The 13,645-nt window shown below is 70.4% G+C and carries 13 protein-coding genes; 8 read left to right on the top strand and 5 right to left on the bottom strand.

Annotation, left to right across the window (positions count from 1 at the left end):
* The first annotated feature begins 271 nt into the window (after positions 1–271).
* The 5 genes from KHP12_RS25900 (at position 272) to KHP12_RS25880 (ending at position 6,328) form a co-directional block, all read left to right on the top strand.
* Positions 272–1,552 carry an aspartate kinase gene (locus tag KHP12_RS25900; protein ID WP_086885948.1) on the top strand — a complete coding sequence of 427 codons (1,281 nt, stop codon included), beginning with the start codon at positions 272–274 and terminating at the stop codon, positions 1,550–1,552.
* Positions 1,549–2,640: an aspartate-semialdehyde dehydrogenase gene (locus tag KHP12_RS25895; protein ID WP_086885949.1), complete on the top strand. Its 1,092-nt coding sequence runs from the start codon at positions 1,549–1,551 to the stop codon at positions 2,638–2,640. Before KHP12_RS25900 ends, KHP12_RS25895 begins: the two co-directional genes overlap by 4 nt.
* 490 nt (positions 2,641–3,130) lie before the next feature.
* Positions 3,131–3,706: a SigE family RNA polymerase sigma factor gene (locus KHP12_RS25890; protein WP_037956857.1), complete on the top strand. Its 576-nt coding sequence runs from the start codon at positions 3,131–3,133 to the stop codon at positions 3,704–3,706.
* A gap of 101 nt (positions 3,707–3,807) precedes the next feature.
* Complete coding sequence (locus tag KHP12_RS25885) at positions 3,808–5,145, top strand: hypothetical protein (RefSeq protein WP_244203417.1); 1,338 nt, start codon at positions 3,808–3,810, stop codon at positions 5,143–5,145.
* Between the two features lie 262 nt (positions 5,146–5,407).
* A complete protein-coding gene (locus tag KHP12_RS25880; RefSeq protein ID WP_086885951.1) occupies positions 5,408–6,328 on the top strand; it encodes an SURF1 family protein in 921 nt (306 codons plus the stop codon).
* Here the strand turns inward: KHP12_RS25880 and KHP12_RS25875 are convergent.
* Entirely contained in the window at positions 6,234–8,090 is a 1,857-nt protein-coding gene (locus KHP12_RS25875) for a S9 family peptidase (protein WP_372455228.1), read from the bottom strand. The genes KHP12_RS25880 and KHP12_RS25875 overlap by 95 nt on opposite strands.
* Before the next feature lie 107 nt (positions 8,091–8,197).
* On the opposite strand from KHP12_RS25875, the gene KHP12_RS25870 reads away from it, so the two are divergent.
* A complete protein-coding gene (locus KHP12_RS25870) occupies positions 8,198–8,572 on the top strand; it encodes a nuclear transport factor 2 family protein (RefSeq protein ID WP_086885953.1) in 375 nt (124 codons plus the stop codon).
* A 124-nt stretch (positions 8,573–8,696) separates the two neighbouring features.
* Here the strand turns inward: KHP12_RS25870 and KHP12_RS25865 are convergent, their stop codons facing one another.
* A complete protein-coding gene (locus KHP12_RS25865; protein ID WP_086884831.1) occupies positions 8,697–9,974 on the bottom strand; it encodes a cytochrome P450 in 1,278 nt (425 codons plus the stop codon).
* A 353-nt stretch (positions 9,975–10,327) separates the two neighbouring features.
* Here KHP12_RS25865 and KHP12_RS25860 point away from each other — a divergent pair, with 353 nt between their 5' ends.
* Together KHP12_RS25860 and KHP12_RS25855 are read left to right on the top strand one after the other, a co-directional pair.
* Positions 10,328–11,104, top strand: coding sequence for a VOC family protein (locus KHP12_RS25860; protein WP_086884832.1), 777 nt, complete (start codon positions 10,328–10,330; stop codon positions 11,102–11,104).
* 169 nt (positions 11,105–11,273) lie between these two features.
* Entirely contained in the window at positions 11,274–11,660 is a 387-nt protein-coding gene (locus KHP12_RS25855) for a VOC family protein (protein ID WP_044573040.1), read from the top strand.
* 70 nt (positions 11,661–11,730) lie between these two features.
* Here the strand turns inward: KHP12_RS25855 and KHP12_RS25850 are convergent, their stop codons facing one another.
* Genes KHP12_RS25850 through KHP12_RS25840 form a run of 3 tightly spaced genes read right to left on the bottom strand, consistent with a single transcriptional unit; the run spans position 11,731 to position 13,601 of the window.
* The gene (locus KHP12_RS25850) at positions 11,731–12,159 is read right to left on the bottom strand and encodes a DnaJ family domain-containing protein (protein ID WP_086884833.1); all 429 of its coding nucleotides are present in this window, start codon (positions 12,157–12,159) and stop codon (positions 11,731–11,733) included.
* 58 nt (positions 12,160–12,217) lie between these two features.
* Complete coding sequence (locus KHP12_RS25845) at positions 12,218–12,814, bottom strand: TerD family protein (RefSeq protein WP_086884834.1); 597 nt, start codon at positions 12,812–12,814, stop codon at positions 12,218–12,220.
* Positions 12,756–13,601: a hypothetical protein gene (locus tag KHP12_RS25840; protein WP_086884835.1), complete on the bottom strand. Its 846-nt coding sequence runs from the start codon at positions 13,599–13,601 to the stop codon at positions 12,756–12,758. The genes KHP12_RS25845 and KHP12_RS25840 overlap by 59 nt, the downstream gene beginning before the upstream one ends.
* Between the last annotated feature and the right edge of the window lie 44 nt (positions 13,602–13,645).

The following is a 13,645-nucleotide window of genomic DNA, read 5'->3' as shown; positions in this document are numbered from 1 at the left end:
GGCCCGCCGGACGGCCCGCAAGGCCGTCCGATCCTGTGAGCTGGGTTACGTTCCCGTGTGCTTCCGCGGTAAGCGGGCAGGGTTCGTCGCTGAGCGGGTGGGAGGGATGCGGGGATCTCGCGAGCGCATGGACGTTGCGCCGTGTGATGCCCCTCGTCCTCCCCTGATCACTTTGCGAGGCATTCGTCTCGCTATGTGATATTGGGAGGGCATATTCCGGCCGCTCGTTAAACTGAGCCGACCGCATTATTGAGAGCTGCGAGGAGCGCACGTGGGCCTTGTCGTGCAGAAGTACGGAGGCTCCTCCGTTGCCGATGCCGAAGGCATCAAGCGGGTCGCCAAGCGAATTGTGGAAGCCAAGAAGAACGGCCACCAGGTGGTCGTCGTGGTCTCCGCGATGGGCGACACGACGGACGAGCTGATCGATCTCGCCGAGCAGGTATCCCCGATTCCTACTGGGCGCGAGTTCGACATGCTGCTGACCGCGGGAGAGCGGATCTCCATGGCCTTGCTGGCGATGGCGATCAAAAACCTCGGTCACGAGGCGCTGTCGTTCACCGGCAGTCAGGCGGGAGTCATCACCGACGCGGTCCACAACAAAGCACGGATCATCGACGTCACGCCGGGCCGCATCCGTGACGCGCTGGAACTCGGCGCGGTCGCGATCGTCGCGGGCTTCCAGGGCGTGTCCCAGGAGAGCAAGGACATCACCACCCTCGGCCGGGGCGGTTCCGACACCACCGCGGTCGCGCTGGCCGCGGCCCTGGACGCCGAGGTGTGCGAGATCTACACCGACGTGGACGGCGTGTTCACCGCCGATCCGCGCGTGGTGAAGAAGGCTCGCAAGATCAACGAGATTCCGTACGAGGACATGCTGGAGCTCGCCGCGAGCGGCTCCAAGGTGCTGCACCTGCGCTGTGTGGAGTACGCGCGCCGGTACAACATCCCCATTCACGTACGGTCGTCTTTCTCCGGCCACCAGGGCACCTGGGTGCGCAACCGGCCGGAAGCGGGAGAAGGAGAAGAAGGCATGGAACAGGCGATCATCTCCGGAGTCGCGCACGACACGTCCGAGGCCAAGGTCACGGTCGTCGGGGTGCCGGACAAGCCGGGTGAGGCCGCGGCCATCTTCCGCACCATCTCCGACGCCGAGATCAACATCGACATGGTGGTGCAGAACGTCTCCGCCGCGTCGACCGGGCTGACCGACATCTCCTTCACCCTGCCGAAGACGGACGGCCACCGGGCGATGGAGGCGCTGACCAAGGCGAAGTCGCTGATCGGCTTCGACTCGCTGCGCTACGACGACCAGATCGCCAAGATCTCCCTGATCGGTGCCGGTATGCGCACCAACCCGGGGGTCACCGCGACCTTCTTCGAGGCGCTGTCGAACTCCGGGGTCAACATCGAGCTGATCTCGACCTCCGAGATCCGCATCTCGGTCGTCACCCGCGCCGACGATGTGAAGGACGCGGTCGTGGCCGTGCACAGCGCCTTCGGCCTGGACAGCGACACCGCCGAAGCGGTGGTCTACGGAGGGACCGGACGATGACCGGCCATGGCGGTGTCGGCGGTGGCGACAAGCCCACCCTCGCGGTCGTCGGGGCCACCGGCGCGGTCGGCACCGTCATGCTCTCGATCCTCTCGGAGCGCGCCGACATCTGGGGCGAGATCCGGCTGATCGCCTCGCCCCGCTCGGCCGGCCGGAAGCTGACCGTCCGGGGTGAGCAGGTCGAGGTCGTCGCGCTGAGCGAGGAGGCGTTCGAGGGCGTCGACGTCGCGATGTTCGACGTCCCCGACGAGGTCTCGGCGCAGTGGGCGCCCATCGCGGCGAGCAAGGGCGCGGTGGCCGTCGACAACTCCGGCGCCTTCCGGATGGACCCCGATGTCCCCCTGGTGGTGCCGGAGGTGAACGCGCACGCGGCCCGGGTCCGCCCGCGCGGCATCATCGCCAACCCCAACTGCACCACCCTGTCGATGATCGTCGCGATGGGCGCGCTGCACGCCGAGTTCGGGCTGAGCGAGCTGATCGTCTCCTCGTACCAGGCGGTCTCCGGCGCGGGCAAGGAAGGCATCGACGCCCTGCGCGAGCAGATCGCGCTGGTCGCCGGTACGGAGCTGGGCACCCACCCGGGGGACGTACGGCGAGCGGTGGGCGACACCGGGCCGTTCCCGGCGCCGATGGCGCTCAATGTGGTGCCGTTCGCCGGTTCGCTCAAGGAGGACGGCTGGTCCTCCGAGGAGCTCAAGGTGCGGAACGAGTCCCGCAAGATCCTGGGGCTGCCGGAGCTGAGGGTCACCGCGACCTGTGTACGGGTGCCCGTGATCACCACGCATTCGCTGGCCGTGCACGCGCGGTTCGAGAACGAGGTGACGGTCGAGACGGCGCACGAGATCCTGGCGGGCGCCCCTGGTGTGGTGCTGTGCGACAACCCGGCGGAGGGCGAGTTCCCGACGCCCGCCGACGCCGTGGGCACCGACCCCACCTGGGTCGGCCGGGTGCGGCGGTCGCTGGACGACCCGAGGGCGCTGGAGCTGTTCGTCTGCGGCGACAACCTGCGCAAGGGCGCGGCGCTGAACACCGCGCAGATCGCGGAGGTCGTCGCGGCCGAGCTGGCGGGCGGGGTCGCCGCGCGGTGACCTTGGGCTCGCTGATGGGGTAACCCGCCACCGGGCCAACCCGCCACCGGGCCAACCCGCCACCGGGTCATAAGGGGGCCGGGCCGTCGTAGGAGGGGGCCGGGGCGCCGTAACGTGAGCGGCCGTCTTAGAGTGACGTTTCACCAGTGCGTCGTCCGATGAATGTGAATATCCTGTGTGCGTGTCACTGGCCTGGACCAGCTGAGCTGGGCCATTGATGTGATCGACGTATTCGCTCCCCGCCCGCTGCAACCGGCAGTAGGCGGGGAGCGTCTTTCCAGCCGCCCCGCAGTGGGCACTGGGATAACTGGGGCATTGGGGAAGAGTTGGTGCGCATGGGGGCATTCAACGCATCGTCAAAAGCGGTGCCTCACGCGTACAACCCTGACAGGGGGCGGCGTGTCCAACAGGCGTGGCAGAGGTATTCGGCATCGCAACGGTTCCAGGGCATGGCGGCGCGGCAGTACGCCCCCCGCGTGCCCCAGGTGGCATGCCGGTGATCGCGCCATGGCCGTCGGCCCGCCCCGCGCACATCACAACGGGGCGCGAGGACACTGACGACGCGATGGCAGCGGGCACCACAGTCGATCACCTCACCGAGACCTACCGCGCCCATTACCGGTCGCTGCTCGGTCTCGCCGCGCTCCTTCTCGACGACACCGCGTCCTGCGAGGACGTCGTGCAAGAAGCGTTCATCCGTGTGCACTCGGCGCGCAAGAGAGTCCGGGATCCCGAGAAGACCCTCGCCTATCTGCGGCAGACGGTCGTCAATCTCTCCCGCTCCGCGCTGCGCCGGCGCATCCTCGGGCTGAAGCTGCTCTCCAAGCCGATGCCCGATATGGCCAGTGCCGAGGAGGGGGCGTACGAACAGCTGGAACGCGATCAACTGATCAAGGCGATGAGGGGACTTCAGCGCCGTCAGCGCGAGGTTCTCGTGCTGCGCTACTTCGCCGATATGACCGAGGCCCAGGTGGCCGAGACGCTGGGCATATCGCTCGGCTCGGTCAAGGCGTACGGCTCGCGCGGCATCGCGGCGCTCCGCGTCGCCATGGAGGCTCCGGCATGAACCACAACACATCTACGCCGGACCCGGGGGATTCCGGCCAGCGGCACGGCCATGAGCCGGAATCCAGGGAGCCAGGGGAGTCCAGGGAGACCACGGAGCCCATGGAGCCGGTAGAGGCGACGGAGGCCGCGGAGGCGACTGAGACCGCGGAGGCCGCAGAGTCCATGGCGGACGGGGAGCCCGACGGGTCCGCGGATTCCACCTGGTCCGCGACGTCCCTGGCGGCCCGTGAGTCCGCCGGGCCCACGGAGACCCGTGAGCTTGCGGAGCCCGCGGGCGCCGAGGAGCGCACGGGGTCCGTCGAGGAGCACACCGGGTCCGTCGAGGAGCGCACCGGGTCGGCCGAGGCCACGGAGGGCAGGAAGTCCGCCGGGTCCGAGCCTGGACGGGTGACGCCCCTCCGTATTCAGCTGGACGACGACGAGCCCGGCGGTGAGGGCGGGGAGGCGCTGCGGCGGCTGCTGCACCGCGCCGTCGACGAGCTCGAGCCGTCCCCCGAGTCCCTCGACCATCTGCGGCGCGCCGTGCCCGCCCGCCGTGCGCGGCGGCGCCAGGCCCTGGTCGGGGCCGCGGCGGCGCTGGTGCTGGGCTGTGCGGCCGTACCGGCGCTGGTGCACGTCGCGACCACCAGCGACAGCTCGAACGACCGCCCGGCCAACGCCGCCAGCAGCCACCGCACCCCCGAGGCCAGCGGCGGCCCGCACGGCGAGGGCAGCGGCGGCAAGGACGCCGACGGGCCCTCCGACACGGTCGAGGAGCACAAGGGCGACAAGGGCAAGGACAAGGAGAAGGACAAGCCGTCGAAGGGCGAGCAGGCCGGCTCCGGCGGTACGGTCCCCGACCCCACCAACACGCTGAACGCCGTCTCCCCCACGTGCAGCCGCGCCCAGCTCACCAGCGGTGGCGCCGGATCGATCGGAGCGGCCGACGCCGAGGGGCGGGTCTACGGCTCGTTCCGCGTCGTGAACGTCTCGGACCGGGCCTGCACGGTCGAGGGCAGCGGCTCGGTGGGCGCGAGCGCCCAGGGCGGTGCGGACGCCTCGCGGATCCTGGTCGTGGACCATACGGCGGGGGACGCGGCGGCGGGGCTGCCCGACCCCTCCACCCAGCCGGGCACGCTCATCCTCAAGCCCGGCCAGGCGTACGAGGTGAAGTTCGCCTGGATCCCGGCGTCGGGCGGCGGCAGCAGCGGCTGCTCCACCACCGGCACCCCGACCCCCGACCCGTCCACGGACGCGGCCCAGGACGGACCGCAGGACGACCCCAGCACGGGCGATCCGGGCGGCACCCCGGGTGGCGGCGGCGGTGGCGGTGAGCCGCAGGACGCGAGCGTCCTGGTCAGCCACACACCGGAGGCGGGCGACCCGGCCTCGGCGAGCGTGTCGATCGGCGGCGCCTGCGCCGGAACGATCTACCGCACCGGTCTGCTGGCGTCCTAGGGCCCGCTGCCCTCCCTCCGGAGCCCGCCGGTGTCTCTCCAGAGCCCGGCGGTGTCTCTCCGGAGCCGCGGAGCATTGGCCTCCCGGGGCCTCGAGCACGGCCTTGTGCGCGGCCTCGAGCACGGCCTTGTGCGCGGCCTCGAGCCCGGGAGGGCCCGCGGCCGTCCGGGCGCGCTCCGGCGGGATCCTCGGGCCGCGGCACGGGGCTCCGTGGGGCGGCCCCGCCACCGGGGCCGCGACGCGAAGCCCGTACCGTGGGGGTGTGTATCGGTTTCTGCTGACACCCCGTTGGTGGGTGATCAACGTGTTCACCCTGCTGGCGATCCCGGTCTGTCTCTTCATGGGCAGCTGGCAGCTCAGCCGCTTCGAGACGCGTGTCAATACGCACAACCAGCAGCAGGACGAGGCGTCCGCCGAGCGGAAGGCCGCGGCCCGTCCGCTGGGCGATCTGCTGCCGGTCACCGCGAAGACCTCCGGGGAGCGGGCCACCGCCACCGGCCGATACGACACCGCACATCAACTCCTCGTGCCCGACCGGCGGCTGGACGACCGCGACGGCTTCTATGTACTGACTCTGCTGCGCGTGGATGAGGACAAGGACGGGGGCAAGGACGGAGGCAGGAGTGAGGGCAAGGCCGGGGCCGCGGACGGCGCCAAGGCGCTGCCCGTCGTCCGTGGCTGGCTCCCCGGCGACGCCGACGATCCGGCGGCCACCGCCAAGGTGCCCGCACCCCCCTCCGGCGAGGTGACCGTCACCGGTGCGCTCCAGGCGTCCGAGCACCAGGGCGGCGACGGGGTGAGCGCGAGCGGCGGCCTCCCCCGCGGTCAGCTGGGCATGATCAGCGCCGCCTCCCTGGTCAACCTGGTGCCGTACCAGGTGTACGACGCCTGGGTCACCTCCGCCGAGGCTCCCGGGGCCCTGAAGCCGGTGCCCCCCACGGCGGCGGAGGGCACCGGGCTCGACATCAAGGCGTTCCAGAACCTGGGCTACACCGGTGAGTGGTTCGTCTTCGCGGGCTTCGTGGTCTTCATGTGGTTCCGGCTGTTCCGCCGCGAGGCAGAGACGGCCCGCGATCTGGCCCTCGGCATCACGCCGCCCGAGCCGACGGCTCCGACGGCGCCGGGTGCGGACCCGACCCCAGATGACGCCGAGCGAACTCGATCTCCAAGCGCAACTGCTTGATCCGCTCCTCGACGACCAGCGAGCCGTGCCCCGCGTCATAGCGGTAGACCTCATGCGGGGTGCCGCGCCGCTCGAGCCGCTCCACATAGTTGTCGATCTGCCGTATGGGGCAGCGCGGGTCGTTCACCCCCGCCGAGATGTAGACCGGCACCCGCACCTCCTCCACATAGGTCAGCGGGGACGACGCCTCGAACCGCTCCGGCACCTCCTCCGGGGTGCCGCCCAGCAGGGTGCGGTCCATCGCCTTCAGGGCCTCCATCTCGTCGTGGTAGGCCGTCACATAGTCCGCGACCGGAACCGCGGCCAGACCCAGCGCCCAGGACGCCGGCTGCGTTCCGAGACCCAGCAGCGTGAGATAGCCGCCCCAGGAGCCGCCGGCCAGCACCAGCCGCTCGGGGTCGGCGAGCCCGGAGGCCACCGCCCACTCCCGCACGGCCGCGATGTCCTCCAGCTCGATCAGCCCGACCCGGTGCTTGAGCGCGTCCGTCCACGCCCGCCCATAGCCGGTGGAGCCGCGGTAGTTGACCCGCACGACGGCGAAGCCGTGGTCCACCCAGGCCGCGGGACCCGCCGCGAAGGCGTCGCTGTCGTGCCAGGTGGGCCCGCCGTGGATGTCGAAGACCGTCGGGAAGGGGCCCTCGCCGGCGGGCTTCTGCACCAGCGCGTGCACCCGCCCGCCGGGGCCGTCCACCCAGACGTCGGTGACCGGCACCGACTCCGGGGCGGTGAAACCGGGCGGGTCCAGCACCGTACGCCCGCTCGTGGACCGCACCTGGGGCGGCTTCTCGGCCGACGACCACAGGAACTCCACCGTGCCGTCCGGGCGCGCCGTGGCGCCCGAGATCGTGCCCGCCGGGGTCTCCAGGCGGGTCAGCTCGCCCGAGGCGAGGTCGTACCGCCACAGCTCGCTGCGCGCCTGATGGCTGTGCTCGACCAGCAGCGCCGATCCGTCCGGGAACCAGTCCGCCCCCACGTCGCCGGGCAGGTCGATCGCCAGCGCCGTCTCCACACCTGTCGTCGGATCCCACACCATGGGCTCCCACCGGCCGCGCCGCTGATGCCCGACCAGCAGCCGGGTGTCGCCCTCGACGGGCGCGAAGCCCATCACGGACAGGCCCAGCTCCTCCGTGCCGCCCTTGGTGTCGTCCAGCTCCGCGACGGCCGTCCCGTCCGGCCGCAGGACCCGGATCGCCGAGTGCATCGCGTCGCCGTGCTCGGTGTGCTCGATCGCGATCAGCGTCCCGTCATGGGAGAGATCGCCCACTCCGGCGGACTCGCGGTGCCGGTAGATCTCCTCGGGCTCGCCGCCCGGCCGCACCACATGGATGGTCGAGCCGTCCTCGTCGGTGGACCGCCCGACGACCGCCGTGCCGTCGCGGCCCAGCGCGAGCCCCGCGGGGTAGGAGGGCGCCAGGCCCGGGGTCGCGGGCTCGTCGGCCGGGCGCTCGGCGCCCTCGTCACCCTCGCCGCGGCTGAACGGCTGGCGCAGCCACACCCCGAACTCATCGCCGTCGGTGTCCGAGAACCACCAGATCCACCGGCCGTCCGGCGACAGCACCCCGTCGGTCGTCCCGTTCGGCCGGTCCGTGACCTGCCGCTGGGCACCGGTGGCCCGGTCCCATGCGTACAGCTCGTACGTACCCGTGGCGTTCGAGACGAACAGCGAGTGGTCCGGGGCGTCTTCCGCCCAGTCGGGCAGCCCCACTCGCGGCGCCCGGAAGCGCTTTTCCCAGTCCGGCATGGACTCCGTGCTCTCAGTCATGCCCACCATTCTGCGCCGCACCCCGACATGCGCGCTGGCGTCGTCCCGCGCCTGTGGATAACGTTCCCGGCGGGATGGACGCCAGGCCGCACACCGAGGGGGAGCTGATGGCCGACATAGGCGCGACGGTGGACACGTACTGGGCAACGGCCCAGGCCAGGGACTGGCGGGCGTTCGGCGCCACCCTCGCCGACGACGTCCGCTACGAGCTGCCGCAGACCCGCGAGCGGGTGCTCGGCCGGGACGGCGTGGTCCGCTTCAACGCGGAGCACGTGGGCGAGTGGAGCCTGGAGGTCGAGCGCGTCATCACCGACGGCGATCAGGCGGTCTCCTGGGTGAGTTTCAGCGTGGACGAGGAGGAGACGCAGGCGATCAGCTTCTTCACCGCCGCCGCGGACGGCCGGATCCAGACCATCACCGACTTCTGGCCGGCGTCGTACGAGCCCCCGCGTGAGCGCGAGCACTTGGTCGAGCGCTTCTGAACACCCTCCCGGTATCTCCCGGTATCTGAACACCCTCCCGGTCTCGGATGTCCGATGCCCGATACCCTCCCGCCCCCTGCCCCTCCGCCCCCTCTCTTTCACCCCGTCCCCTCCCCGGGCTCGGCTACCTCAGCAGCACCGGCAGCTCCTCCACGCCGTAGACGATGGAGAGCTTCCGGAACGAGAGCTTCTCCGCCGGTACCGCGAGCCGCATCTCCGGGAACCGCCGTATGAGCGCGGGGTAGGCGGCCCGGAGTTCCATCTTGGCCAGTTCGGCGCCGATGCAGCGGTGGATGCCGTACCCGAAGGCCAGGTGAGAGGGGGCCTGCCGGTGCGGATCGACCCGCTCCATGTCCGGGCCCAGCTTCTCGTCCCGGTTGGCCCCGCTCAGTGAGCACAGCACCAGATCACCGGCGGATATTCGGGTGCCCGCGATCTCCATGTCCTCGCGGGCGAACCGCGGGAAGGCCACCTGCACCACGGTGAGATAGCGCAGCAGTTCCTCCACGAACGGATCCACGACATCGTCCTGGTCGCGTATCGCGGCGAACTGCTCGGGGGCCTGGAGCAGCACCAGCGTGCCGAGCGCCAGCATGCTCGCTGTCGTCTCCAGACCGCCGGTCAGCACCCCGTCGGCGAGCCCGGCCAGCTCATGGTCGTCGAGCTCGTCGCCGTGCTCCTTCACCAGCATGCCGAGCAGCCCGTCGCCGGGCGTCTCACGCTGCTTCCGCACGATCCCGTGCAGATAGGAGAGCGAGTCCGACATCGCGCCGAAGGACGCGTTCGCCCCGTCGAAGAGGTCGAACCGCGCCGTGCTGTGGCGCTGGAAGTCATCGCGGTCCTCGTACGGCACACCCAGCAGTTCGCAGATGACCAGCGCGGGAATGGGAAGCGCGAACGCCTGTACGAGATCCACCGGGCCCTCGGCCGCGGCCATCTCGTCGAGGCGCTCCTCCACGATGGAGTGGATGCGCGGGGTGAGCCTGCTGAGCCGCCGCATGGTGAATTCGGGCGTCAGCAGGCGTCGCAGTCTCGTATGCGTCGGTGGATCGCTGAAACCGAGACCTCCCGGATTCTGCTGCGCGGCGACGCCGATGTTCCGTTCCGCGAGGTTGGTGAAATCGGAGCTGAAGCCCTTCGCCTTTCCGAGCACCGCCTTGGTCTCGTCATATCCGGTGACAAGCCAAGCATTGATCCCGAAAGGCAGCCATATCTTGCTGATGGGTTCCTTTGCCCTGGTTCGGGACAGATCGGCGATGGGGTCGAGGCCGTCGCGCCTCAGCGGTGCCAGTGTGGCGTCCGGGAGGAACGACATCTTGGACAAGTCGAAGCCGTTCTTCTGGATTCTCGAAAAGTACTTGCGACCCAGCCAGGCGACGATGTTTGAGCGGAGATTCGACATGGCGCAATACTGCCCTGCCATGTCCGGACGGCCATGCTCCGATGCCGGACGCGCCCCGGTGTGATGCGCCACAACAGCGTGTGCGCCCTCCCCGCGCGGGCACTTCGGTGGGCACGCCCGTGGGTGCGCGGGCGGGCACTCCGGAGGGCGCGCGAGCGGGCATCAACGCGCCGGTGGGCACCAAGGTGGCGCCGACCGCGAAATCGGAGGAAAGTGTAGATATCGGGCGTGAAGCCCGAGCGATGACGGCTGCCTGCGGGACGTCTGTGGCGCCCCCAGGGATATGAGTGAGGTGAGCGGCCTTGCGGGAGAGGTTCCGTGCTGTCCAGGGCGCGCCCTGCTGGGTGAGTCTGATGGCAGCGGATCTGGACCGCGCGCACCACTTCTACGGAGAGCTCTTCGGCTGGGGCTTCCGCCCCACCCGGCAGGGTCACGGCCGTTACACCATCGCGTACACCGAGGGCGGCGTACCGACCGTCGGCATCGGCGCCTCGTCGCCGTCGGCGGGGGTGAACCTGCCGGTCACCTGGACCACGTACTTCGCGGCGGACAGCGCGGACGAGGTGGCCTCGCGCGTCCAGGAGCGCGGCGGCACGGTCGCGGTCGGGCCGCTGGAGTTCGGCAGCGGCCGGGTGGCCTGGGCGGCCGACCCGGACGGGGCCAACTTCGGCATCTGGGAGGGCGATCTGACCTCCGCCTGGTGGGGCGAGCGCAGACCGGGCGCTCCGGTATGGCTGGAGCTGCGCACCCGTGACGCCTTCGAGGCGGCGCTCTTCTACGGTCAGGCCTTCGGCTGGGACACCCAGGGGCGGGAGCGCTGTGACGTCCGCTTCGAGCACGACCGGGTGGTCCTCCATATCGACGGTAAGGCGGTCGCGGGGCTGCGCGGCGGCGCCATCGAGGCCGCCCCGGACCCGAATGTCCGGCCCCGCTGGCGGGTCTACTTCTGCGTGAAGGACGTCGACGAGGTCGCCGAACGCGCCGCGGAGCTCGGCGGCGGCGTCATCTCCCTGCCGACCGACACCCCCTATGGGCGCATCGCGACGCTGCGCGACCCGGAGGGCGGGATCTTCAGCGTGGCGGCCGTGAGGAAGGGGCCCGCGGACGGGGATCCTGACGGTCGTAGCTGAGGAGGAGGGAGGGGGCCGGGGCCCTCTACGGCTGTAGTTGAGGGGGCTGGGGGCCCTCGACGGCCGCAGGCGTCGGCGCCTACGATCGGAAGTACGGCATCGCGTGTCGGTCACCGGCTGGGTGAGGCATGGAGGTGCCCGTGAGATTGCCTTACGGAGGCATTCCACAGTGTCTGTCGAGTTGAATCACACGATCGTCCATTCTCTGGACAACCACGAATCCGCGGAATTCCTGGCGAATATCCTTGGCCTCGAGGTGGGAGAAGAATGGGGCCCGTTCGTTCCGGTGGAAACCAGTAACGGTGTCACCCTGGACTTCGCCACCATTCCCGGCGAGTCGATCGTCATGCAGCATTATGCGTTCCTCATCTCGGACGAGGAGTTCGACGCGGCCTTCGGGCGGATCCGGGAGCAGGGCGTCACGTACTACGCCGATCCCCATCTGAAGCAGCCGGGCGAGATCAACCACCATCACGGCGGGCGCGGGCTGTACTTCATGGACCCGGCCGGTCATGGCATGGAGATCATCACTCGCCCGTACGGCAACGAGGAGTAGTCCGGCACCGCGGGTGGACCGGGGCGCCGTACGCCCCGGTCCACCGGCTCAGCACCGGCTCAGCACCGGCTCAGTCGCCCTCTGCCTGCTCTTCTCGCTCGCGGTCCCGGCGCTCCCGCCACGCCCGTACGGCCTCGTCGATGTCGAAGGGCGCGAGATTGAGCGGCGGGCCGGGCGGGGGCCGCCGGATCGCCTCACGGATCTTGTCATTGACCTCCGAGAGGATCTCCCGCACCATTCGCTCCGACGGCGCCTTTTCCACGGCGGCGAGCGCGTCCTCCGCCTCTTTTCGCAGTACGAGTGTCGGCGGCAGAAACGACAGATTCTCGCGGGCCATCTTCTCCTTGACCCACCACAGATCGTCGTAGGGCCGGTCGAGATGGGGGAGGGGCTTTCCCTTTCCCTGGAGATTGGCGAACGCGCCGCGTTCCTCCGCCTCACGGATCTGTCGGTCGGCCCACGTTTCGAAACTGATACCCGGTGGCTTTCGCTCGGTCACCCTCAGATTCTCCCTCGGGCGGCGCGAAACGCGCCACAGGCCGTATGGGAACGGGAGGTCAGAGGTGGGAGGCGAGGACCGGCAGCAGATCCTGGAACGTCCGCCCGGTGGCGGGCGCGCCGATCGCCGACATCTGCCAGCCGCCGCCCGCCCCGCCCCCGCCCTCGCGGTGGACCTTGGCCATGATCTGAGCCGTGTACGGGCCGCCGCCGCTCAGGGTGTAGCGGGCCAGCTCCTGGCCATTGGTCTCGTCGACCAGGCGGCAGAAGGCGTTCTGTACCTCGGCGAAGGTCTGTCCGGAGAAGGAGTTCACCGTGAACAGGATCTGATCGACATGGACCGGAACGCGCTGTAGATCGATCAGGATCGATTCGTCGTCGCCGCCCTGGCCCGCGCCGCCGACGAGGTTGTCGCCGGTGTGCCGTACGGATCCGTCGTCGCTCGTCAGATGCTGGAAGAACACGACGTCGACGGCTTCGCGTCCGGCGAAGAGCACGGCCGAGGCGTCCAGGTCGATCTCCTTGGCGGTCAGCCGGGCGAGGAACCCCTTGCGCGGCGCGGCCTGCCAGCCCAGGCCCATGCGCACCGCGGTGAGCTCACCCCCGTCGGACTTGCTCAGGCTGATCCGCTGGCCCTTGGCCAGGTTTACCGTCATGTGGTTCCTCTCTCGCTCTTCTGACTCGACTCTTCTGACTCGACTGGACCCGACTCGTCCGGGACGGGCTGTGCGACCTCTCCAGCCGGTCGCGCAAAAACGGCAGGATGCCGCGGTGAAGCAGGGCCCTCAGCCAGGCGTCGCGGGCCGTGGCGACGGCCGCGTCAACCCGGTGCCCGAGGTGGGGCGGGTGCGTGGGTGGATGCCGGTGAAGACGTGGACGCCCATGAGGACGTAGACGTGGACGGGGGCGCGGGCGCGGGTCGGGGGCCGGGGTTCGGTGGCGTACGGCGGTGACGAGCAGGCAGGCCACCCCCACCACCAGAGTGAACGCCGCGATCGTCGCGCTGGTCAGCCCGGCGGTCAACAGTGCGTCGGCCAGCTCGCGTTGGGAGTCGAGGAGCCCCAGCAGCCCGCCGAGGAGCAGAAAGGCCGCGGTCGAGGCGCCGGCCAGAGCGGGTGTGAGGACGGCGAGCACCGGCAGCAGTCCACGGACGCCTGCCGAGGGGGTGGGCGAGCCGGATCGGACAGATGCAGCGGGCGCGGTGGACGCGGTCGTCGCCGCGGCGGCGCGTTGCCGGAGGTACGCGGCGTATTCGGGCGCGGCGGCCGTCGCGATCAGCTCGCTCGCCACGAGCGCTTGGGAGCGCAGCCGTTGGATGCCCGCGTCCCCGGTGGCCCCGTTGCGCCGCAGGGCCGCACGGATCTCCGCCGTACGCAGCGCCTGGTACAGCGCCCGCTCGAAGTCGGGTCTGTCCTCGGCCTGTAAGCCGGGTGGGGCGGTCATGTCCGCGCTTCCTCGAAGCTCGATGAGTAGGAGTGAACCGGCCG

Origin of the sequence: Streptomyces asiaticus (assembly GCF_018138715.1) — a bacterium.
In the GTDB taxonomy this organism is placed as follows: domain Bacteria; phylum Actinomycetota; class Actinomycetes; order Streptomycetales; family Streptomycetaceae; genus Streptomyces; species Streptomyces asiaticus.
Note: the sequence above shows the minus strand (reverse complement) of the source record. Positions and strands in the feature narration are given on the sequence as shown.

What these genes read in the sequence shown, in the direction of transcription:
- KHP12_RS25895 (WP_086885949.1), top strand. Translation starts at nt 1,549, where the DNA reads ATGACCGGCCATGGCGGTGTCGGCGGTGGCGACAAGCCCACCCTCGCG.
- KHP12_RS25890 (WP_037956857.1), top strand. Translation starts at nt 3,131, where the DNA reads ATGCCGGTGATCGCGCCATGGCCGTCGGCCCGCCCCGCGCACATCACA.
- KHP12_RS25885 (WP_244203417.1), top strand. Translation starts at nt 3,808, where the DNA reads ATGGAGCCGGTAGAGGCGACGGAGGCCGCGGAGGCGACTGAGACCGCG.
- KHP12_RS25875 (WP_372455228.1), bottom strand. Translation starts at nt 8,090, where the DNA reads ATGACTGAGAGCACGGAGTCCATGCCGGACTGGGAAAAGCGCTTCCGG.
- KHP12_RS25870 (WP_086885953.1), top strand. Translation starts at nt 8,198, where the DNA reads ATGGCCGACATAGGCGCGACGGTGGACACGTACTGGGCAACGGCCCAG.
- KHP12_RS25865 (WP_086884831.1), bottom strand. Translation starts at nt 9,974, where the DNA reads ATGTCGAATCTCCGCTCAAACATCGTCGCCTGGCTGGGTCGCAAGTAC.
- KHP12_RS25860 (WP_086884832.1), top strand. Translation starts at nt 10,328, where the DNA reads ATGGCAGCGGATCTGGACCGCGCGCACCACTTCTACGGAGAGCTCTTC.
- KHP12_RS25845 (WP_086884834.1), bottom strand. Translation starts at nt 12,814, where the DNA reads ATGACGGTAAACCTGGCCAAGGGCCAGCGGATCAGCCTGAGCAAGTCC.
- KHP12_RS25840 (WP_086884835.1), bottom strand. Translation starts at nt 13,601, where the DNA reads ATGACCGCCCCACCCGGCTTACAGGCCGAGGACAGACCCGACTTCGAG.